Here is a 19223-nt window from a genome sequence, read left to right as displayed (position 1 = left end):
CAGCAGAGGAATATCAGGTGTTTGTCACCGCACTCGGCCTGATCGACTTCCGGTCGTACCACCAGGCGGAGGTCCAGCTCCAGCCGGGAGTGACCGCCTTCGTCGGCCCGAACGGCCAGGGCAAGACCAACCTGGTCGAGGCGATCCACTACACCGCGACCCTCGGTTCGCACCGGGTCGCGAACGACGCGCCGCTGGTCCGGGCCGGCGCTCCGCGCGCGATCGTCCGGACCGAGTTCCGGTCCGACCAGGACCGGGCGCTGGTGGTCGAGCTGGAAATCAATCCTGGGAGGGCAAACCGGGCCCGGCTGAACCGTTCGCCGGTCCCGCGGCCGCGCGAAGTGCTCGGATTGCTCCGTACGGTGCTTTTTGCGCCGGAAGACCTCGCGCTGGTGAAGGGCGATCCGTCCGAGCGGCGCCGCTTCCTGGACGACCTGCTCACTCTGCGGACGCCGCGGCTGGCCGGCGTCCGGGCCGACTACGACCGGGTGCTGAAACAACGTAACTCGCTGCTGAAGAGTGCGTCGATCGCGCGCCGGCAGGGCCGTTCGGGGGAGGCGCAGTTGCGCACCCTCGAAGTGTGGGACGACCACCTCGTCCGGACCGGCTCGGAGCTGCTCGCAGCGCGGCTCGACCTGCTGGAATCCCTGCGTCCGCTGGTCTCCGGCTCTTACGATGCCGTTGCCAGAGGAAAAGGCGATGCCCGGCTGGAGTACAAGTCGTCGGTTCCGCTGGAGCCTGGGGTCTCGAGCCGCGAGCAGCTCGCCGAGGTCATCAAGACCACCGTGTTCGAGCGTCGTTCGGACGAGCTGGACCGAGGCGTTTCCCTGGTCGGGCCGCACCGTGACGACCTGCTCCTCGGCCTCGGGGACTTGCCCGCGAAGGGGTATGCGAGTCACGGTGAGTCCTGGTCGTACGCGCTCGCGCTGCGGCTGGCGTCGTACGAACTGCTCAGGACGGACGGGGGTGAGCCGGTGCTGATTCTGGACGACGTGTTCGCCGAGCTCGACACGAGTCGCCGCGACCGGCTGGCCGAACTGGTCGCACCCGCCGAGCAGGTCCTGGTCACCGCGGCGGTCGGCGCCGACGTACCGGCGGAGCTCAGTGGGGCCCGTTTCGACGTCGGTGAGGGCTCGGTACGCCGTGCCTGACCAGCTGCTGCCCGACCCGAAAGGCCAGAATTCCTCTGAGAGCGGCGTCGAGAGCGAGTCCGTCGAAGCGCCTGAGCACGACAAACGAGGCCTCGAGCTGGCCAAGACGCTGGCCAGCCGGCTCAAGGGCGCCGGTCCCATCCAGCCTGTCAAGAAGGCGCGCCGCCGCCGCCCGACCGGGAACCAGGTCAGCAGCGCCCGCGCCGACGACCGCGATCCCCAGCTGCTCACCAACACCCTCGGCCGGCTGATGCGCGAACAGGGCTGGGAGGTCGACGTCGCCGTCCACGGCGTGATGGCGCGCTGGCCCTCCATCGTCGGTCCGGAGATGGCGTCCCACTGTCAGCCGGAGACCTACCAGGACACCGAGCTGACCGTCCGCACCGACTCGACCGCCTGGGCCACTCAGGTGCGCCTGCTCGCCCCCGACCTCGTACGCCGCCTCAACGCCGAGCTCGGCGACGGCACCGTCACCCGGGTGAAGGTCGAGGGCCCCAACGCCCCCAGCTGGCGCAAGGGACCCCGCACGGTCCGCGGCGGCCGAGGCCCCCGCGACACCTACGGCTGAGCCCATCCGGCGTACGTCGCGCGGGGACGTTCCGGCCGACCCCGGCGGTCGCCTAGGATCGGGCGCGATGCGCACGATCGTTGATGGTTTTCGCGAGATGGTCCACCTGGTCGGAGACACCTTCCGGCTGTGGTGGCGCAACCTGCTGCCGTTGCTCACCTGGTTCCTGGCCGGGTACGTCGGCTTCCGGGCCGCGATCAACGGCGCCATCTGGCTGGACGAGCACCAGCACTCGAGTCTGGGCGTCGGGGTGTTCTCGACCGGCGTACTGATCCAGATCGCCGCCACCATCGGGATGATCCGCACCTGTGCCACCTCGCTCTACCGCTGGCGCGACGCGGCCGGCAACCAGGCCGAGGAGACCTCCGACCCGACCCAGCAGGGCCTGATGGAGCTGCTGGCCGTCACCCTGCTGCCGATGATCGCGGTCTGGTCGGCCTGGGGATTCCTGGACGACCGGATCTCCGAGCTGTCGATCAGCAACATCGTCCAGCGCGGGATGGGGCCCGGCGCCACCTTCCTCGAGGTGACCAACGGCGCCTGGCGGGCCTATCTCCCCGCGATCGTCATCCTGCTCGTCCTGCGCCGGGTGCTGGAGGCGATCGACGATCGCTGGCCGAGCCGGCCGGTCAGGTTCGCCCAGGTCTGGGCCGAAGCGTTCTTCCTGCTGATCACCGTCGTGGTGACGCCGTACGCCGTCGGCGACCTGACGGGCTGGATCGAGACCCGCGACTTCTGGTACGTCACGGTCGGCTGGTGGGACGGGCTGAAGGAGTTCTTCGCCGGGATCAACATCCCGATCCCGGCCGGGATCGAGTTCCTCTGGGGCTTCTTCTGGGAGAGCCTGTGGCCGTTGTTCAAGTCCGGCGTCGCCGAGCCGCTGACCTGGCTGGCGATCACCACGGTCGTCTTCGGGCACCGGGTGCTGACCAGCAGCGGGGTCTTCAAGGGCACCCGGATCGAGCGGCGACTCGGTAACCAGCCTGCCGCCGAGGCCGAGGCCGCCAAGCCGAATCGCCTGGTGACGTTGACGAACCAGGCCCCGAACCTGCTGCTCGGCGGTCTGCGAGAGAAGTTCTACCCGACCCTGACCGCGTTCCGGTTGCTGGTCCGGGTGGGTCCGGTCTTCCTCGGTGTGGTCTGCATGGTCTACACGTTCTGGATCCTCGCCGACCAGTGGGCGCTGGTCGGGCTGACCCGGCTGATCGGCGTCCACGGCACCGGCTCCGACTGGAACCTGATGAACCACGAGATCGCCACGCTGATCCGTGACTCGATCTTCGCGACGCTGCGAATCGCCTTGCTGGCGGCGGCTTTCGACCTCTGTATCTCCGTCGGGGCCGAGCGCCGGGCCGAGGCTGCCGCGGCCGAGAAGCAGGAAACAGCGGAGTCCGTCCAGGCGTGATCGCCGGCCGTACCGCGAATTCGGGTCAGCGCGTCATCAGGACCCGGCGGAACTCCGTCAGATCCTCGACCTGGATACCGCTCAGATGCTTCACCGCGGACTCCGGTACGACGAAGATCTGCGCGACCTGACCCGGCTTGTTGCGGGTGAACGGGAAGTCCGAGTCGCTGCAGTTGGTCGGCATCCCAAGCCCATAAGGGCTTTCGGGCTTCCACACGTTGCCGCGGTCGTCACGGAGCTTGGCCGCGCAGGTGAAGCCGCTGTCACTCATCTTCACTCCGTCGAGCGGCGTGACCGAGGCCTTGGCGACGATCACCACCGAGCCGGCCGGCTGCTCGAGGTCGACCTTCTTCTTCTCGGCGTTCACCAGTTGGGTGTAGACCTCCAGCGACTCCAGCTTCCACTGCACCTCGCCGATCGTCACCGGCCCCTGCTGGACGACCTCGGTGATCTCACCCTGCCGGAAGACCTTGTCGTTGTCGGTGAGATAGGTGCGCAGCAGCAGGAACGCGCTGGTCGCGGCGAGCGCGAGCAGCAAGGAGATCTGGGCGGTGAGCCGGAGCGCGCGCTGTGACTTCGTCATGAGGCCACCCGCTTGACGCCGCCGCGGGGAATCAGATACTCCGGGGCGGCCGCGTCGATCAACTGCTGGGCGACCTTCTCGTCCGGTACGCCGAGGTCGACCGCCACGTCCTGGGTCAGCACGTTGTACAGCGGGCCGGTGCGGACCTGCAGGGTGAGTCCCTCCACGTTCGTGGGGTCGACCTCGAAGACGACGGAGCTGGAGATGCCGAATCCCGGCTCGGCGAAGTCGATGTTGTTGCCCCAGGTCTCGGAGATCGGGGCGTAGACGGTGTCGTCGGCGGTGACCAGCCGGGTGGTCGGGTAGGGCACTTCCGCGGTACCGCGGACCGTGTCGTACTCGACCGCGACATAGATCCCGCTGGACTGCACGGGCTTCTCGTCGGAGTCGCCGGTCAGGTAGGCCCGGGCGAACTTCACCCGCTGCACGGTGACGGTCGAACCGTTGTAGTCGAGCGCCTCGCCGATCGTGCCCTGGACGACGACCCGGTTCGCCTCGTCGAACACCTGGTCCGGCGCGGCCAGCCGGCTCAGGCCGCCGAGCAGCACGAACATGACGCCGACCAGTACGGTGGCCGGCCGATAGAGCTTCATCCTTCGGTCTCCGTCGTCGTCTCGGTCTTCATCCGGACCACCGCGACCGCGTTCTCGCCCTGCCAGTACGGATCCTCGGTCGCGCCCAGCAGGCCGTTCGCCGACGTGTAGCTCTCGGCCAGTACGCCGACCTCGATCGAGTCCGCCTTGTAGTTGGGCGACACGTCGAACTTCGCCACGCAGTTCTCGGCCGGCAGCCCGTAGACGAGGACGTAGCCGACCACCCTGTCCTTGCAGCTCACGTTCTCGGGCTTGACCGGATCCTTGCCAGGCACCACCCAGCGCAGCAGGTCGGTGTCGAAGCTGACGCTCTTGTGCTCTTCCTCGTCGATGTTCTTCAACTGCAGGGCAACCTCCAGCCGGGCCTTGGCCGGGCTGTAGTCGGTCTTCGGAGTCTGGATCAGCTTGGCACCGCTGACGCCGACCTCGAACCGGCCGGCCTTCAGGGTGGCCGGTGCGTCCATCGTGTCGACCGTGCGGCCCTTGCGTTCCTTCCAGCCGCCGGTCAGCAGGATGACCAGGGCGAGGACCAGGACGACGCCGACGGCGATCAGCCACTTCCGGCGGTGCCGATGGATCACCCGGTCGGCGATCATGGCGTCGATGACGTCGTCGAGACTCTCCACGGCAGCGATCCTAGAGGGCTCCGGGGGCGGTGTCCCCGGAGTGTCCCGGTCTCGGTTCTCAGACGGTCAGGGGCGATCCGGTCAGAAGCCACTGAGCGGCGTGAGCGCTTGGGAAGCCCCCTCCCCGCGTGGGGGGACATGGCAAGGAGTCCAAAAAGACGTTCTGTCCGCGACTAGGGGCGCCTGGTGACCGGTTCTGCTTCGGTCGACGGGTAAGATGGGGCTGTTGAGAAAGCCGCACCACTGATGAACACAGTAGGGGCGGCTTCCACTGTGCATCGATGCCCCGTGCACGCGGGGTCCGAGGAGGACAACAGCCGGTGACCGACGAGCCGACCGAGATCGACGAAACACCGTCCGCCGACAGCACCGGTATCCCAGCAGAAGCACCGCTGACCGAGATCACCCGAAGCGCGGTCGACCGCGAGTACGACGCGAGCGCGATCCAGGTGCTGGAGGGCCTCGACGCGGTCCGCAAGCGCCCGGGAATGTACATCGGCTCGACCGGTGAGCGCGGTCTCCACCACCTGGTCTACGAGGTCGTCGACAACGCCGTGGACGAGGCGCTGGCCGGCTTCTGCGACCGGATCGTGGTCACCCTGCTGCCGGACGGCGGCGTCCGGGTGGTCGACAACGGCCGTGGCATCCCGGTCGACATCGTCGAGTCCGAGGGCAAGCCGGCCGTCACCGTCGTGCTGACCGTGCTGCACGCCGGCGGCAAGTTCGGTGGCGGCGGGTACAAGGTCTCCGGTGGTCTGCACGGCGTCGGTGTCTCCGTGGTGAACGCACTGTCCAGCCGGCTCCAGGTGGACGTCCGGAAGAACAGCAAGACGTACACCCAGTCCTTCACGATCGGCGTCCCGGACGAGGACCTGGCCGAGATCGGTCCGTCCGACACCAACGGCACCACGATCACCTTCTGGCCGAGCCCGGACGTGTTCGAGACGACGACGTACTCCTACGAGACGCTGTCCACCCGCTTCCGTGAGTACGCCTTCCTGAACAGGGGGCTCGAGCTGGTCATCCGCGACGAGCGGCCGGACCACACCGAGGACGGCAACCCGACCGAGATGTCGTTCAAGTACGACGACGGCCTGGTCGACTACGTCAAGTACCTGACCGGCATCCGCGAGACCGTGCACCGCGACGTGATCGCCTTCGAGGCGGCCACCGGTGAGGACTCGCTCAGCCTCGAGGTCGCGATGCAGTGGAGCGGCTCCTTCCAGGAGTCCGTGCACACCTTCGCGAACGCGATCAACACCCACGAGGGCGGTACCCACGAAGAGGGCTTCCGGGCCGCGCTCACCTCACTGGTCAACTCGTTCGGCGAGGACCAGGGGATGATCAAGAAGAAGGAGGACAGGCTCACCGGTGACGACATCCGGGAGGGCCTGACCGCGATCATCTCGGTCAAGCTGGCGGAGCCGCAGTTCGAGGGCCAGACCAAGACCAAGCTCGGCAACACCGAGGTCAAGGGTTTCGTCCAGCGGGTCGTGAACGACCGGCTGGGTGCCTGGTTCGAGCAGAACCCGCAGGAGGGCAAGGAGATCATCCGCAAGGCCACCGCGGCCGCGAGTGCCCGGATCGCCGCCCGCAAGGCGCGCGACCTGGCCCGCAACCGCAAGGGCCTGCTGGGTGGCGGTGGCCTGCCGGGCAAGCTGTCCGACTGCCAGTCGACCAACCCGGAGGAGTGCGAGGTCTACATCGTCGAGGGTGACTCGGCCGGTGGCTCCGCGAAGGGTGGCCGGGACCCGAAGTACCAGGCGATCCTGCCGATCCGGGGCAAGATCCTGAACGTCGAGAAGGCGCGGATCGACCGGGTCCTGCAGAACAACGAAGTGCTGGCGATCATCTCGGCGCTCGGGACCGGCATCCACGAGGACTTCGACGAGGAGAAGCTGCGCTACCACAAGATCGTCCTGATGGCCGACGCGGACGTCGACGGTCAGCACATCCGGACGCTGCTGCTCACGCTGCTGTTCCGCTTCATGCGGCCGCTGATCGAGCGCGGTCACGTGTACGCCGCGCAGCCGCCGCTGTACAAGATCCGCTGGAGCAACCAGACGCCCGAGCTCGCCTACACCGAGCGCGAGAAGGACGGTCTGCTCGAGGCCGGGTTCGAGGCCGGCAAGAAGCTGCCGAAGGACAACGCGATCCAGCGCTACAAGGGTCTGGGTGAGATGAACGCGCAGGAGCTGTGGGAGACCACGATGGACCCGGCCAACCGGGTGCTGCTGCAGATCACCCTGGACGACGCCGCCCGGGCCGACGAGACCTTCGCGACGCTGATGGGTGACGACATCGAGGCCCGCCGCAACTTCATCCAGCGCAACGCCAAGGACGTTCGGTTCCTTGATATCTGAGGGCCGCCCGGGTTCTGCCCGGGCGCACCTCGCGCAGCGCCGACCTCACCGACGTACTGACACGAACGGGACGAGCACCAGATGACCGAGACCCCTATCTCTCCGGGACACGACCGGATCGAGCCCCTCGATCTGCAGACGGAGATGCAGCAGTCGTACCTCGACTACGCGATGGCCGTCATCGTCGGCCGCGCGCTGCCCGAGGTCCGCGACGGCCTCAAGCCGGTGCACCGCCGGATCCTCTACGCGATGTACGACGGTGGCTACCGGCCCGACCGCGGCTTCTCCAAGTGCTCCCGCATCGTCGGTGACGTGATGGGTCAGTACCACCCGCACGGTGACTCCGCGATCTACGACACCCTGGTGCGGCTCGCGCAGCCGTGGGTGATGCGCGCGCCGATGATCCAGGGCCAGGGCAACTTCGGCTCGCCGGGTAACGACCCCGCCGCCGCGATGCGGTACACGGAGTGCCGGCTGGCGCCGCTGGCGATGGAGATGGTGCGCGACATCGACCAGGAGACGGTCGACTTCCGCCCGAACTACGACGGCCGTTCGCAGGAGCCGGTGATCCTGCCGAGCCGTTTCCCGAACCTGCTGGTCAACGGCTCGGCCGGGATCGCGGTCGGGATGGCGACGATGATCCCGCCGCACAACCTGCGCGAGGTCGCTGCCGCGGCCCAGTGGTGCCTGGAGCACCCGGACGCCACCCAGGAAGAGGTCCTGGCGGCGTGCATGGAGAACATCAAGGGCCCGGACTTCCCGAACGGCGCCCTGATCGTCGGCTACAAGGGCATCGACGACGCCTACCGCACCGGTCGTGGCTCGGTCACGATGCGCGCGGTGGTCGACATCGAGGAGGACGCCAAGGGCCGGACCAGCCTGGTCGTCAGCCAGCTGCCCTACATGGTCAACCCGGACAACCTGGCGCAGAAGATCGCCGAACTGGTGAACACCGGCAAGATGACCGGCATCGCCGACATCCGCGACGACACCTCGTCGCGGACCGGCCAGCGGCTGGTGATCGTGCTGAAGCGCGACGCGCAGCCCCGCGTCGTACTGAACAACCTCTACAAGCACACCCAACTGCAGGACACCTTCGGCTGCAACATGCTCGCGCTGGTCGACGGCGTACCGCGCACGCTCAGCCTGGACCTGTTCATCACGCACTGGATCGACCACCAGATCGAGGTCATCCAGCGCCGGACCCGCTACCGCCTCCGTGAGGCCGAGAAGCAGGCGCACATCTACCGCGGTCTGGTGAAGGCGCTGGACGCGCTGGACGAGGTGATCGCGCTGATCCGCCGCAGCCCGGACGTCGAGGAGGCCCGCACCGGCCTGATGTCGCTGCTGGAGATCGACGAGATCCAGGCGCAGGCGATCCTGGACATGCAGCTGCGCCGGCTGGCCGCCCTGGAGCGGCAGAAGATCATGGACCGGCTGCACGAGCTCGAGATCGTGATCGCCGACCTCGAGGACATCCTGGCCGACCCGGTCCGGCAGCGCACCATCATCCGCGACGAGCTGGCCGAGATCGTGGACAAGTTCGGCGACGACCGGCGGACCGAGATCATCGCGGCCGACGGCGACCTGTCCGTGCAGGACCTGGTCCCGGACGAGGAGGTGGTCGTCACGATCACCCGCGGCGGGTACGCGAAGCGCACCAAGACCGACCTGTACCGGACCCAGAACCGCGGCGGCAAGGGGGTCCGTGGCGCGACCATGCGGGCCGAGGACGAGATCGGCCACTTCTTCGCCACCACGAACCACCACTGGATGCTGTTCTTCACCACCAAGGGCCGGGTCTACCGGGCGAAGGTGTGGCAGCTGCCGGAGTCCGCGCGCGACGCCAAGGGCTCGCACGTGGCCGGCCTGCTGTCCTTCCAGCCCGACGAGGAGATCGCGCAGGTCCTGACGCTGCGCGACTACCAGCAGCAGCCGTACCTGTTGCTGGCCACCAAGCGTGGTCTGGTGAAGAAGACGGCACTGACCGACTACGACTCGGCCCGGCAGAGCGGCATCATCGCGGTGAATTTCCGCGACGAGGACGACGAGCTGATCGGCGCCGAGCTGGCCTCGGCCGAGGACGACCTGATGCTGGTCTCCCGGAAGGGTCAGTCGATCCGGTTCACCGCGAACGACGAGCAGCTGCGGCCGATGGGCCGGGCCACCTCGGGTGTGACCGGGATGAAGTTCCGCAACGACGACGAACTGCTGTCGATGGCGGTCATCCGGGCGGGGTCGGAGGAGGACACGCAGTTCGTCTTCACCGTCACCAACGCCGGCTACGCCAAGCGCAGCCGGGTCTCGGAGTACCGGCAGCAGGGTCGTGGCGGGCTGGGCATCAAGGCGGTCAAGCTGAACGACGAACGCGGTTCGCTGGTCGGCGCGCTGATCGTGGTCGACTCCGACCAGGTGCTCGCGATCAAGAACAGCGGCCAGGTGGTCCGCAGCCGGGTGGACAGCGTGCCGGTCAAGGGCCGCGACACGATGGGCGTCAGGTTCGCCGGTGTCGGTGAGTCGGACGCGGTGGTCGCGATCGCCCGCAACACCGACCTCGCGGTCGCCGACGAGTCCGACGCGGCAGCGGGTACCGATGCCCTGGTCGTGGACGGCGTGGTGGTCGACGAGGGCGGCCCGCTGGACGGTGTGGTCGTCGACAGCGGCGAGTTCGCCGGTGATGTCCAGGATGTGGACTCGGAGACAACCGAAACCGTCCCTGGGAGCGTCAGTTCAGATGACCAGCATTCGACGGACGTCGACGGCGCGGCTACCGTCGAGGATGACGAAGCCGGCCAGGAGGGCACCTGATGACCAACCGCGCGAGGCCGACATGGCCTGATGGAGCGGACAGCCCCAAGTCTCAGCGGCCGCAGGGCAGCTCGGGCAAGGGACAGTCCACCCCACCGGCCACCCAGGCCTCCAACGGTCGTACCACTTCGACCAGCAACGCCCCGAGATCCGGTACGGCGAACGGCCAGCGGCCCGGCGATGCGCGTCAGCAGCCTCGCCCTGGCGGGCCGTCGGCGAGCCCGACTTCCACCCAGACCTCGACGTCGGGGCCTGCGGGGAGCGCAGGGGCCGCAGGCAACGCCGGTAAGCAGTCACGGCCGCCACAGCAGCCGCCGGTGCGGCCCTCGTCGTCCGGCCAGCAGGCTCCTGCTGCTGGGAGCCCGTTCTCGGGCGGGGCCGGCTCCGGTGTGGGGTCGTCGGCTGGTTCCTCGGCGCCCGGCTCCACCCGGCCGGGCAACCCGGCTCCGGTCGGCAACCCGAGTACTCCGGGTCGCCCCGAGCCGCGGCTGCCTTCGGGCGGTGGCCAGCCCGGCGCAGCGGCGTACGGGCAGACGGGGAAGCCGTCGACACCGACGCACACCACGACCGAGTCCTTCGGCGACAAGCTGAACGCGGCCAAGCAGGCCGTGCTCGGCCGCGCCAGCGCGCTGAAGGAGTCCGCGACCTCGGCGACGTCCGGGGCGCAGAGCGCGGAGCCGAAGGCCAAGCTCGACCAGCGCGAGAGCCCGGCGCCCGCGGTCGAGACGGCACCGAAGACCTCGACCCGGCCGCAGACCCGCAAGGCGCGGCTGCGATTGTCGCGGATCGACCCGTGGTCGGTGATGAAGACCGCGTTCCTGCTCTCGATCGCGTTCGGCATCGTGATCTGGGTGGCCGTCTTCATCGTCTGGTCGGCGATCGGCGCGGCCGGCGTCTTCGACAACATCAACAACACGGTGCGCGAGGTCCTGGGCAACCAGGAGGGCACCGACCCGTTCCAGATCGAGACGTACATCAACACCGGCAAGGTGATGGGTTTCACCACCCTGCTGGCCTGTGCCGATGTGCTGATCATCACGGCGCTGGCGACGCTCGGATCGTTCCTCTACAACATCGCGGCGACCCTGCTGGGCGGCCTCGAAGTGACGCTGGCCTCGGAGGACTGAGGCCTGAACGGTGGCTTCGATCGGGTCGTTCCGCGGCCCGATCGAATCCAATTTGGGAGCCGGGCACCGGGTGCGGTAATCTTCCCGAGGTTCGTCCCCCGCAGTTGCGGGCCTATAGCTCAGTTGGTTAGAGCGCTGCCCTGATAAGGCAGAGGTCACAGGTTCAAATCCTGTTAGGCCCACCCCCTGTTCGTCCCAGATCCGAGGGAGATCCCCGATGCTGAAGAAAATCCTGCTGGTCCTGCTGGCCAGCCTCGGGGGATACTTCGTCTTCAAGAAGTCCCAGCAGTCCCGCGCCGAGCAGGACCTCTGGGCCGAGGCCGTCGACCCGGTCACCCCGGGCCGCTGATCTCACCCCCACGGGGGCGTAGCTCAACTGGCAGAGCACTGCCTTTGCAAGGCAGGGGTTAGGGGTTCGAGTCCCCTCGTCTCCACCCCGTAGTAAGCCGGTTCCTTCGGGAGCCGGTTTTTTTCGTACTCCGGAAGTGCGCCCACGCGCCCGCTCCGCTCCTGCGTCGCGCGGAGCTGCCGCTCCTGCGTCGCGGTGGGCGCTGGGTGCGGCTGCCTAATCGCTGCCGGAGGGTAGGCGACGCTTCCTTCATCAATCACGTGCAGGTGTCGCCTGCCTGGTGAGAGCCGTCAAGTGCAACCCTGCGCGATCTGTCCCGATGTTCGATCGGCGATCCGGAACGCGAGGTTCGATCCAGTGAACGTGAGAGCCGACCGGCTGCCGTCCGCGTGGCAGTTGCCGCCGGTCACTCGTGGTGTCCAACTAGCTGGCTGACTCAGCCAGGCAGGATGGTGCCGACTGCCCAGAGTTTCGTTCCGTTGAGGCAAGCGCGGTGGGTCCAGTTTTCGTTGAATCGGTCGATGCCGCCTCCGCCCATGATGAAGGCGGCTCCTGAGCGGGCGATGACGTTCTTGCCGGCGTCGAGGACTTCGAAGGACTTCGCGCCGCCTTGGACGGTATAGCCGAGCGGCCATACGGGCGTCGACGAGTACTGTCCGGAAGTCCCGGATCTCACTCGGACACAGCCGCTTTCGTCCGCGGTCAGCGTGCCTCGCAGTGCAGCTTCCATTCCTGACGTATTCGGATGGTCGGACTCGATGATGCGGAGCGGTGCCGTCTGGATCGAGGGGGACGGCGTGGCCGGCGTTGAAGATGAGCACCCGGCTGCGACCAGTACCGCGGCCGATCCAAGAACCGCTGTTGGCCAGCCAATGCGCAGAGCGGGGCGCCTCTCCGTCACGGCTGGATTTCTGGTGCGTAGTACTGCGGCAGCGGTTCGGGGCCGTCGTACAGCTGGCACGAGCAGGCGACGAACATCTGGACGCCGTTGGCGGACACCTTGTTCGTGGCCTGGCAGGCGGCTTTGCCGTCGATGTGCTGGCCGCGGGAGTGCTGGCAGGAGCAGACCGCTCCGGTGGTGTTCGGTGGCGTGGTGGGGCGGCTGCGGCGGCCGGCGAGGTAGCCGGCCAGCAGGCCTGCCAACAGGATCGCTGCTCCCTCGATCATGCTGCCTCATCTCCTGGGAACGTGAACTCCGTTCCCATTCTGCTCCTGATATCGGCTCACAGGCCGAACGCGTGACCCTCGATCAGGATCAGCAGGCCGATGGCGACCAGGACGATCGGCAGTACGACGTGGGCACGGCGCAGGTACTGCGTTACGTTCGACCGATGGATGCCACAGCGGGCGAGCTGGTCACGGAGGCGTTCGGGTACGACGGCGGCCGGCAGGTCACGGTGTACGTGCCGCCGGATCCGCCTGAGGCGGTGGTGTTCGCCGGTGATGGTCAGCTGATCTCGCAGTGGGGTGGGTCTCTCGAGGCGGCCGACGTACCGCCCACGATGGTTGTCGGTGTTCATGGCACGGACGATGAGGACGAGATGGCGCGCATCCGCGAGTACTCGCCGTCGTTCGACCGGGAACGCTTTGCGGCGCACGAGAAATTTTTCGTGGGCGAGGTCCGCGACTGGGTGCGATCGCGCTTCGGTGTCGCGCTGCCGCCCGAACGGACCGCGGCGTACGGCGTATCGGCGGGTGGAGAGCTCGCTCTCGCCCTGGGGCTTCGGCATCCGGATGTTTACAGCGTGATCTTCTGTGCCTCGCCCGGTGGTGGGTATCGGCCGCCCGCCGTGATGCCGAGTCCGCTCCCACGCACTTACCTCGTCGCCGGCACGCAGGAGCCGTGGTTCCTGGAGAACGCGACGCGCTGGGCGGATGCTCTCCGGGACGCCGACGCGGACGTTGTGCTGACGGAGCGGGCCGGCGACCACGGGGACCCGTTCTGGCAAGCAGAGTTCCCGCTGATGGTCGCCTGGGCTTTCGGCAGCTGAAAACCCTTACCAGCCGTGGATTCGCGGCCAGAACGCTTCGCCGACCTGGTAGCCCTCGTGTTGGGCGGCAGTGGCGCAGGCATGGTTCGGGAGGATGCGCAGGCGGGTGCCGATGGGGAGGTTGGGGAGCGCGGCAGAGCTTCCGGGGCGGAGAGAGAGGATGCCGTGTTCCTGGCTGGCAGCCGTCATCAGCAGATCAGGAAGTGGGCGGCCGTCGAGCGTGGTGACGACGCCGTAGCACTGGTCGATGGACTGTTTGGCGGTCGACCGGTCTCGAGAGGTCGCCATCCAGCCTGCGTCGGTGAGGATCCAGCCCCTGTCCGGGCGATGCCCGATGACGGTGGTGACGACCGAGAGAGCGAGGTCGTCCTGGCTGCAGACGCCCAGGCCGGCCATGAAGAGGTCGAAGAAGACGAAGTTGCCTGCCCGGACTTCTGTGACGCCGGTCAGGTCTTGGGCGAAATGCGCGGTCGGAGTGGCGCCGACGCTGACCACCGGGCAGGCGAGGCCGGCATCGCGGAGGTCCTGAGCCACCGCGACTGCGGTGAACCGCTCGTGTTCGGCGGCTGCGATCAGTTCGGCCGGCGAGCTGGCGTGGTACGACTCCCCTGCGTGTGTGAGGATTCCGGCGAAGTTCGCACCGAGGGTCTCGGCGATGCGGTGGATCGTGGGGTCGCCGCGGAGAAGGCCGCCTCGGTGGCCGTCGCAGTCGATCTCCAGCAGGGCCGGGATTCCAGCAGACGCCACGGCCGAAGCCTGCTCGACGCTGTCCAGCAACACCGTCACACGGATCCCCCGGTCGTGCAGGTCGCGGACCCGGTCGAGTTTGCCGGGCGCGATGCCGACGGCGTACAGGATGTCGGTGAAGCCGGCAGCGCCGAAGACCTCGGCTTCGCGCAGCGTCGAGACGGTGACCGGGCCCGTGCCGCCGTCGAAGAGCAAGTGGGCGACGTCGATGGATTTCGCCGTCTTCAGATGCGGCCGCAGCGGTACGCCGAGCGCACGCAGGCGGGTCGAGAGCCGCGCGATGTTGGCCTCGACGCGAGAGCGGTCGAGCAGCAGGAAGGGCGTTGTCGTCATGAGGTCGCTCCTGTGCGGCGGCACTCGGCCAGGTCGGCGTAGAGGGAGGCGCGGGAGATGCCCAGCGCATCCGCGATGCGGGGCGCGGCCCGGCGTACGGCGAAGGCGCCGCGCTGGTCGAGAGCACGCAGTACGTCGATCCGCTCGGAGCGGCTCAGCGTGGTGGCCGGCTTGCCCAGTTCGTGAGCCTGCTTGCGCAGTACTGCGTCGACCACGTCGTCGAAGTCGGAACTGAAGGTGGTGGTGGGCAGCTCGGCGGGTTCGTCACCGGCGAGTTCGCCCAGCAGGTCCCGGGCCTGCCAGAGCGAGGTGACGTCGACGTTGAGGCAGAGGGCCCCGAAAAGCCGGCCTGTGCGGTCTTTCAACGGCAAGGTGGAGGACTTCAGCACCTGGCCGTCGGCAGTGCGGGTGAGGTAGTTCAGTTCGGCGGTGGCGTCGTCGCCCTTAGCCAGCACCGACAAGCCGATCTTGCTCATCGGGCTGCCGACCTCCCGCGCGGTCAACTGCCCGGCGACCGCGACAACTGAGGCGTCTGCCTTGCGGTAGTCGTGCAGCACCACCTCACAAGAGCGGCCGAACGTCGCCGCGATGCCGTCGACCACCTGAGCCAGTGCCGCGAGCACCGCGTCCGGTTCGTCTTCGGTAGGCAACGCGGGAGTCTCCATACCTGCCAGTCTAGATCATTCGTCCAGGAGTCAGACAAACTGTCAAGGAAGCTGGGGTTGAGCGGCGAGACGGAGCTGGGCGGCGTCCGCACCGGGCGGGGAGCCGAAAAGGCGGCGGTACTCGCGGTTGAACTGGGACGGGCTGTCGTAGCCGACCAGATGCCCGACTCCGGCCACGTCGCCAGGTTGGGCAGCGAGGAGTGACCGGGCCTCCTGGAGACGGATGCGCTTCTGGAACTGCAGCGGACTCAGCGCGGTGATGGCGCGGAAGTGGCGATGGAAGGCGGCCGGGCTCATGCCGGCCAAGCGGGCGAGGTCGGCGACGCGCATGGGCTCGGCGTAGTTGTCGCGGATCCAGCGGATCGCTCGGCTGATGTGGGTCAGGCTGCTGTCGGCAAGGCCGATCTGCCGGATCACTTCGGCGTGCGGACCGGTGAGCAGGCGCCAGAGGATCTCCCGCTCGATCATCGGGCCGAGCACGGGCGCATCGGCCGGTGAGTCGAGCAGGCGAAGCAGCCGGACCGATGCGTCGAGCAGCTCCGGACTGGCATCCCCGGTGGCCATTGCAGGGCCGTTGGGGGTTGCCCGGCCCCGCTGGCCGGCTGCGGACTCCAGCAGCAGCGGGGCGATCGTGGCGGGACGTAGTACAAGGCCTAGGCCGAGTGCCGGTGTCTGGGGAGTGGCTTCGATGAAGTGGCCGGTGATGGGCAGATCGGCGGTGACCAGCAGGAGCTGGCCGGCTCGGTACTCGAAGATCTGGTCGCCGAGCAGGAGTTGTTTGCCGCCCTGGGCCATCACGACCAGCAGCGGCTCGGTCAGCGAATGCTCCTGCGCTGAACTCTCCATCCGGGAGACGAAGAGGCCGTCGATCGAGGTTCGCAGGTCCGGTCGGGCATGAGCGGCGATCAGATCGCGCAACTCGGTCATCAACGCTCGGCTGTCGGGCATGGTCACAGCACAGCACACGACAGTGCGATCCGGACCCAGAAGATCGGAATAGGCAAGAACCGGCGCGGAACGATCTACCGTCGGTGGCCGACAGCCAGTGAGATGGAGGAAGCCAGCAAACCAGCGATAGGAGCACGATCATGCAACTCGATCACTACCTCACCCTCGGCCGTTCCGGCCTCCGCGTCAGCCCGTTCGCGCTCGGCGCGATGACGTTCGGCGAGGACTCGGGCGCGGCCGGCACCAGCGTCGAGGAGTCCGAGCAGATCCTGGCCACCTACCTGGACCGCGGCGGCAACTTCATCGACACCGCGAACTTCTACACCAACGGCCACTCGGAGAAGATCCTCGGCGACTACTTCGCCGCCCGGCCCGGCCGCCGCGAGCACGTCGTACTGGCGTCGAAGTTCTTCGGCAACATGTTCCCCGGCGACCCGAACGGCGGCGGCGCGGGCCGTACGTCGATCCGCGCGCAACTCGACCAGACGCTTCGCCGGCTGCAGACCGACTACCTCGACCTCTACTGGCTGCACAACTGGGACCGGCACACCCCGGTCGAGGAGACGCTGCGGACGCTCGACGACCTCGTCCAGGCCGGCAAGATCCGCTACCTCGGCTTCTCCAACACCCCCGCCTGGTTCACCGCCCAGGCGCAGACGACGGCCCAGCTGAAGGGCTGGACCCCGCTCATCGCGCTGCAGGTCGAGTACTCCCTGCTCGCCCGCACGGTCGAAGGCGAACTGGCCCCGTTCGCCCAGGACCAGGGCATGGCGCTGGTCCCGTGGAGCCCGCTCAAGAACGGCTTCCTCTCCGGCAAGTACCGCCGCGGCAGCGAAGTCACCGACTCGGCCCGTGCCGCGTACGTCGGCGAACCGAGCGACCACGAGTACGTCGTCATCGAGACCGTCGCCGGCATCGCCGAAGAACTCGGCACCAACTCCGCCGCAGTCTCCCTCGCCTGGCTCCGCGCCCGCCAGGCAACCGTCGTACCGATCATCGGCGCACGCCGGGTGGAACACCTCGAGAAGAACATCGCCGGCCTCGCGGTAACCCTCACCCCCGACCAGCTGCGGCGCCTGGACGAGGTGTCGAGCCCGACCCTCGGCTACCCCGCCCCGATGCACGGCGACCAGAACGCCATGCTCCAGTTCGCCGGCGCCACCGTCGACGGCCGGGAGTCGACGGTCTATCCCCCGCTGCTGCAGAGCGACGTCCGCTACTGAGAGTCGCTGAGCTCTGGTCGTCGACGGCCTCCGGGTGGAGGGTGTGGAGATGAAAACCAGAAAGCGGGTGTGAAGTATGTGGGGGGTAAGGGAGAGGCGATCGGCGGGGGGACTGCTGATCGCCACGGGACTGCTGCTGACCGGATGCGGTGGCGAAGGAGTCACGCCGTTGGCCGGCGTCGGTTCTACGGAGTCGGTCAAGGCATCGAGCAGTCCGGGAAGCGAACAACCGAGCACGACACCGCGCACGGCACCGAGCACGCCGCCGACCGAGCCGGTGCCACCGGTGACGCCGCCGCCGAAGCGCGTTCCGCGGGTGGTGACGAAGAATCTGGTGGTGACCCGGGCGATCCCGTTCAAGAAGAAGAACGTGAAGGACCCGGAGTTGCCACAAGGTGAGGTTGTCGTCACCACGGTTGGGGTCAAGGGCACCAAGAAGCTGACCTACGCGGTCACCTACACCGACGGCAGGGAGACCAGGCGCCGCTTGGTGCGCCAGCAGATCACCGTGCGGGCCGTCACCCAGGTCACGTCGATCGGGACCCTGGAGGAGGAGTCCGAGCCGGCCGGCGGCTGCGATCCGAACTACGGCGGGGGCTGCGTCCCGATCGCCAGCGATGTCGACTGTTCGAGCGGCAGTGGCAACGGACCGGCCTATGTCACCGGTCCGGTCCAGGTGATCGGCTCGGATGTCTACGACCTGGACCGCGACAACGACGGTCTCGGTTGCGAGGACGGCTGAGCCTCCGCAGGGCCGGGGTTCACCAGGGCCGGCGGCAGGACAAGTTGCCTCCGGCTACCAGTTGATTGCCTTGCGCATCGATTCAAACGCTGCCGGCCGTGACAGTTCGTGTACGGATTGTCACGGCGGTCTCACTGTTTGTTTGCGGGTGCGTGCAGATGTCCGGAGCGGCCTAGCGGCCGTCGGTGCGGACACCGGAGTCTCTGTTGAGGAAGGGACAACGGGCTAACCACTGACGACGTGATCGCGTGGACACCGACCGGACTGCGCGAGCCGGCGACTACGGAGGTTCCGGACGCGTGCTCGAGACCTATCGCGGGATTCCGCATCTGCTGGACACCTGGATCGTGCTGACCGGGATGGCGGTGCCGATCGCCATCTCGTCGGTCCGCCGGCGAGGGGACGCGGTCCCCCGGATCGCCTCCTTGCTGATGCCGGCCGCCATCGCACTGATCTTCGCGGCCACGCTCAGCCCGACGGCGCACCGAATACCCGGGATCGGCACCTGTGGCACCCAGCTGACCACCACCGGCGGTCTCACCTCGCTGCAGGGGCTGCTCAACGTCTTGTTGTTCATCCCGGCAGCGGCCCTGTTGACGCTGGCGAGCGGCCGGCCCGCGGACGGGATCGCCGCCGGGATCGGGATGTCGGCCACCGTCGAGGCGATCCAGGCGCTGATCCCGTCGCTCGGCCGCTCGTGTCAGTTGCACGACCTGATGACGAACACGCTCGGCGCCTTCGCGGGCGTCGGCCTCGCCGCGGGACTGCTGATCGCCGTGCGAGTGGCGTCCAGCCCGGTGCTGCTGCGGACCCCTCCGGAGTACGTCGTGGAGCACAGCGCGATGCTGATCAGGCGTCCGGCCGCGAGACACCGGCGGGGCGAGCTGGCGCCGGTGCTGGTCAAGGCGCGACCCGTCGTCAGGACTCGGTGAGGATTGTCGGATGGTTATCCACAGGTTGTGGGTAAACCGGGGGATGAAGGGTCATCACCCCGGAGATAT

At 68.0% G+C, this 19223-nt stretch carries 19 protein-coding genes and 2 tRNA genes; 13 read left to right on the top strand and 8 right to left on the bottom strand.

The genetic code is table 11. The features are described 5' to 3' along the window. Positions 1 to 17: 17 nt before the first annotated feature. The 3 genes from recF to OX958_RS01550 all read left to right on the top strand — a co-directional run bounded on the left by recF (position 18) and on the right by OX958_RS01550 (position 3124). Positions 18 to 1151: a DNA replication/repair protein RecF gene (gene recF, locus OX958_RS01560; RefSeq protein WP_270135175.1), complete on the top strand. Its 1134-nt coding sequence runs from the start codon at positions 18 to 20 to the stop codon at positions 1149 to 1151. Continuing rightward, the gene (locus OX958_RS01555; RefSeq protein ID WP_270135173.1) at positions 1144 to 1719 is read left to right on the top strand and encodes a DUF721 domain-containing protein; all 576 of its coding nucleotides are present in this window, start codon (positions 1144 to 1146) and stop codon (positions 1717 to 1719) included. Before recF ends, OX958_RS01555 begins: the two co-directional genes overlap by 8 nt. 67 nt (positions 1720 to 1786) lie before the next feature. Next, complete coding sequence (locus OX958_RS01550; RefSeq protein ID WP_270135172.1) at positions 1787 to 3124, top strand: hypothetical protein; 1338 nt, start codon at positions 1787 to 1789, stop codon at positions 3122 to 3124. Positions 3125 to 3149: 25 nt separating this feature from the next. Here OX958_RS01550 and OX958_RS01545 read toward each other — a convergent pair whose 3' ends face one another. From OX958_RS01545 to OX958_RS01535, 3 genes are read right to left on the bottom strand one after another with little or no spacing between them, the layout of a single operon-like run. After that, the gene (locus OX958_RS01545) at positions 3150 to 3707 is read right to left on the bottom strand and encodes a hypothetical protein (RefSeq protein WP_270135170.1); all 558 of its coding nucleotides are present in this window, start codon (positions 3705 to 3707) and stop codon (positions 3150 to 3152) included. Continuing rightward, on the bottom strand, positions 3704 to 4300 hold the full coding sequence (locus tag OX958_RS01540) for a hypothetical protein (protein WP_270135168.1): 597 nt from the start codon (positions 4298 to 4300) through the stop codon (positions 3704 to 3706). Before OX958_RS01540 ends, OX958_RS01545 begins: the two co-directional genes overlap by 4 nt. After that, positions 4297 to 4926 (bottom strand): hypothetical protein, encoded by a 630-nt coding sequence (locus tag OX958_RS01535; RefSeq protein WP_270135166.1) that lies wholly within the window; start codon positions 4924 to 4926, stop codon positions 4297 to 4299. Before OX958_RS01535 ends, OX958_RS01540 begins: the two co-directional genes overlap by 4 nt. Before the next feature lie 281 nt (positions 4927 to 5207). Here OX958_RS01535 and gyrB point away from each other — a divergent pair, with 281 nt between their 5' ends. From gyrB to OX958_RS01505, 6 genes are all read left to right on the top strand, one after another. Continuing rightward, positions 5208 to 7289: a DNA topoisomerase (ATP-hydrolyzing) subunit B gene (gene gyrB / locus OX958_RS01530; RefSeq protein WP_442913242.1), complete on the top strand. Its 2082-nt coding sequence runs from the start codon at positions 5208 to 5210 to the stop codon at positions 7287 to 7289. Between the two features lie 144 nt (positions 7290 to 7433). Further along, the gene (gene gyrA, locus OX958_RS01525; protein ID WP_442913283.1) at positions 7434 to 10097 is read left to right on the top strand and encodes a DNA gyrase subunit A; all 2664 of its coding nucleotides are present in this window, start codon (positions 7434 to 7436) and stop codon (positions 10095 to 10097) included. Positions 10098 to 10414: 317 nt separating this feature from the next. Further along, positions 10415 to 11224: a DUF3566 domain-containing protein gene (locus tag OX958_RS01520; protein ID WP_270135163.1), complete on the top strand. Its 810-nt coding sequence runs from the start codon at positions 10415 to 10417 to the stop codon at positions 11222 to 11224. Between the two features lie 108 nt (positions 11225 to 11332). Beyond that, positions 11333 to 11406 (top strand) — tRNA-Ile (locus OX958_RS01515). A 35-nt stretch (positions 11407 to 11441) separates the two neighbouring features. Further along, the gene (locus OX958_RS01510; protein ID WP_270135162.1) at positions 11442 to 11573 is read left to right on the top strand and encodes a DLW-39 family protein; all 132 of its coding nucleotides are present in this window, start codon (positions 11442 to 11444) and stop codon (positions 11571 to 11573) included. 12 nt (positions 11574 to 11585) lie between these two features. After that, positions 11586 to 11658 (top strand) — tRNA-Ala (locus OX958_RS01505). A gap of 351 nt (positions 11659 to 12009) precedes the next feature. Here the strand turns inward: OX958_RS01505 and OX958_RS01500 are convergent. Together OX958_RS01500 and OX958_RS01495 are read right to left on the bottom strand one after the other, a co-directional pair. Further along, a complete protein-coding gene (locus OX958_RS01500) occupies positions 12010 to 12303 on the bottom strand; it encodes a hypothetical protein (protein WP_270135161.1) in 294 nt (97 codons plus the stop codon). Between the two features lie 167 nt (positions 12304 to 12470). Then, positions 12471 to 12740, bottom strand: coding sequence for a hypothetical protein (locus OX958_RS01495; RefSeq protein ID WP_270135159.1), 270 nt, complete (start codon positions 12738 to 12740; stop codon positions 12471 to 12473). A 164-nt stretch (positions 12741 to 12904) separates the two neighbouring features. Here OX958_RS01495 and OX958_RS01490 point away from each other — a divergent pair, with 164 nt between their 5' ends. Beyond that, the gene (locus OX958_RS01490; protein ID WP_270135156.1) at positions 12905 to 13564 is read left to right on the top strand and encodes an alpha/beta hydrolase; all 660 of its coding nucleotides are present in this window, start codon (positions 12905 to 12907) and stop codon (positions 13562 to 13564) included. A 6-nt stretch (positions 13565 to 13570) separates the two neighbouring features. Here the strand turns inward: OX958_RS01490 and OX958_RS01485 are convergent, their stop codons facing one another. The 3 genes from OX958_RS01485 to OX958_RS01475 are packed head-to-tail and all read right to left on the bottom strand — an operon-like array spanning position 13571 to position 16257. Further along, positions 13571 to 14644: an alanine racemase gene (locus OX958_RS01485; RefSeq protein ID WP_270135155.1), complete on the bottom strand. Its 1074-nt coding sequence runs from the start codon at positions 14642 to 14644 to the stop codon at positions 13571 to 13573. Continuing rightward, complete coding sequence (locus OX958_RS01480; RefSeq protein WP_270135154.1) at positions 14641 to 15309, bottom strand: helix-turn-helix transcriptional regulator; 669 nt, start codon at positions 15307 to 15309, stop codon at positions 14641 to 14643. The genes OX958_RS01485 and OX958_RS01480 overlap by 4 nt, the downstream gene beginning before the upstream one ends. 42 nt (positions 15310 to 15351) lie before the next feature. Further along, the gene (locus OX958_RS01475) at positions 15352 to 16257 is read right to left on the bottom strand and encodes an AraC family transcriptional regulator (protein ID WP_270135152.1); all 906 of its coding nucleotides are present in this window, start codon (positions 16255 to 16257) and stop codon (positions 15352 to 15354) included. Between the two features lie 140 nt (positions 16258 to 16397). Between OX958_RS01475 and OX958_RS01470 the strand changes: the two genes are divergently transcribed. From OX958_RS01470 to OX958_RS01460, 3 genes are all read left to right on the top strand, one after another. Next, on the top strand, positions 16398 to 17480 hold the full coding sequence (locus tag OX958_RS01470) for an aldo/keto reductase (RefSeq protein ID WP_270135151.1): 1083 nt from the start codon (positions 16398 to 16400) through the stop codon (positions 17478 to 17480). Positions 17481 to 17766: 286 nt separating this feature from the next. Further along, positions 17767 to 18222 carry a G5 domain-containing protein gene (locus OX958_RS01465; protein WP_270135150.1) on the top strand — a complete coding sequence of 152 codons (456 nt, stop codon included), beginning with the start codon at positions 17767 to 17769 and terminating at the stop codon, positions 18220 to 18222. A 299-nt stretch (positions 18223 to 18521) separates the two neighbouring features. Beyond that, complete coding sequence (locus OX958_RS01460) at positions 18522 to 19154, top strand: VanZ family protein (RefSeq protein WP_270135149.1); 633 nt, start codon at positions 18522 to 18524, stop codon at positions 19152 to 19154. Positions 19155 to 19223: the final 69 nt, after the last annotated feature.

Source organism: Kribbella sp. CA-293567 (assembly GCF_027627575.1).
In the GTDB taxonomy this organism is placed as follows: Bacteria; Actinomycetota; Actinomycetes; order Propionibacteriales; family Kribbellaceae; genus Kribbella.
This window is presented reverse-complemented; position numbering and strand designations above follow the sequence as displayed.